The sequence below is a fragment of the Protofrankia sp. CiP1_Cm_nod3 genome (assembly GCF_982290655.1).
In genome coordinates this window covers 4,545-6,036 of record NZ_CEVIVD010000123.1, presented here as the reverse complement: position 1 = coordinate 6,036, position 1,492 = coordinate 4,545, and the positions used below count along the sequence as shown (strand labels likewise).

At 70.9% G+C, this 1,492-nt stretch carries 2 protein-coding genes; both read left to right on the top strand.

From position 1 onward, the window contains the following. Positions 1-345: 345 nt before the first annotated feature. On the top strand, positions 346-1,056 hold the full coding sequence (locus tag AC5LUJ_RS18980; protein ID WP_250286908.1) for a TetR/AcrR family transcriptional regulator: 711 nt from the start codon (positions 346-348) through the stop codon (positions 1,054-1,056). 160 nt (positions 1,057-1,216) lie between these two features. Continuing rightward, the gene (locus AC5LUJ_RS18975; RefSeq protein WP_250286910.1) at positions 1,217-1,444 is read left to right on the top strand and encodes a DUF3107 domain-containing protein; all 228 of its coding nucleotides are present in this window, start codon (positions 1,217-1,219) and stop codon (positions 1,442-1,444) included. Positions 1,445-1,492 lie beyond the last annotated feature (48 nt).

Genomic DNA, 1,492 nt, shown 5'->3' with positions numbered 1-1,492 from the left:
GCCGGCGCGGCACGTCCGCACGGGAGACCGGTGACCGGTCCGCCCGCGGCCCCTCGGGCAGGTACGGGAATCCGCCAGGACGGGATCAGTCGGGACGGGGGCCGGCAGGAAAGGTACGGTGAGCCACCAGCGGGTTCGCCCCCGTCGGGTATCCACATCCGTGGGCACCCGGATTCCGCCCGGATCCGATGTGCTCCTCTTGTGTTCACATAACATGACAAAGCACCACGGGTCGGGTCCCGACCGGGCGCGACGCCCAGCCCGGGTATCCGGACGGGCACCATGCCCGGCACGGGCAGCCGCCGAGCCGGCACCGAGGCTCGGCCGATCAAAGGAGGTGCGCCGGTGAGCGCCGAGCCGGCCGCGCCGCAACCGCGTTCAGGCAAGACCGCCCGGCTGCCGCGCACCGCTCGCCGCTTCCAGCTGCTGGGAGCGGCTCGTGAAGTTTTCGTTGCCCAGGGCTATCACGCCGCGGCGATGGACGAGATCGCCGAACGCGCGGGCGTCAGCAAGCCCGTCCTCTACCAGCACTTTCCCGGAAAGCTCGAGCTCTACCTGGCGCTGTTGGACGAGCAGGCCCATGCCCTCGTCTCCAGTGTGCAGCGGGCACTCGCGTCCACCACCGACAACCACACCCGGATCGCCCGGTCGATCGCGGCCTACTTCGACTTCGTCGACGATCCCAGCGGCGCCTACCAGCTCGTTCTCGAGTCCGACCTGCGCAGCGAGCCCGCCGTCCGCAAGCGGGTGGAGAACAGTTTCACCGAGTGCGCCAACGCCATCGCGGACGTCATCGCCGCGGACACCGGCGTCGGCCCGGCCGAGGCCGAGCTGCTCTCGATCGGGCTGGTGGGCCTCGCCGAGACCGGCGCCCGCTGGTGGCTGGTCACCGGCGAGGCGGTCTCGAAGGAACAGGCCGTCGCGACCATGGTCGAGCTGGCCTGGCGGGGACTCGCCGGATACCCGCGCCGCACTCCCGCCGGCGCCGACCCGGCACCCCCCCGGGAGCCACCCCGGGAAACCGCCAGCGGCGGTGACGCCTCCAGCGGGCCCTGACGCCTCCAGCGAACATGGCCCGGCCACGTCCCACACCCCGCGCCGTAGGCCCTATGGTGACCTAGCCGGCCGAAGACGGCGAGACCCTCGCTCCTCTCCCGCCGCCGGACGTCGCCAGGAACCTGGACGGCACACCTGACGAACACGGAGGTCACCACTGGTGGAGGTCAAGATCGGGATCCAGAACGTCGGGCGCGAACTGATCATTGAGAGCGGCCAGTCGCCGGACGACGTGGCCCAGGCGGTCACCGACGCGATCAGGTCGGATCTGGGGCTGCTCACGCTCGTGGACGAGAAGGGCCGGCGGGTCGTCATCCCGATCGGGAAGCTGGCCTACGTCGAGATCGCCGAAGCCGAGACACGCCGGGTCGGTTTCGGCGCGCTCTGACGGCGACGACGCCCTCCGGTAACCCGGAGCATCCGGAGAAACACAGAA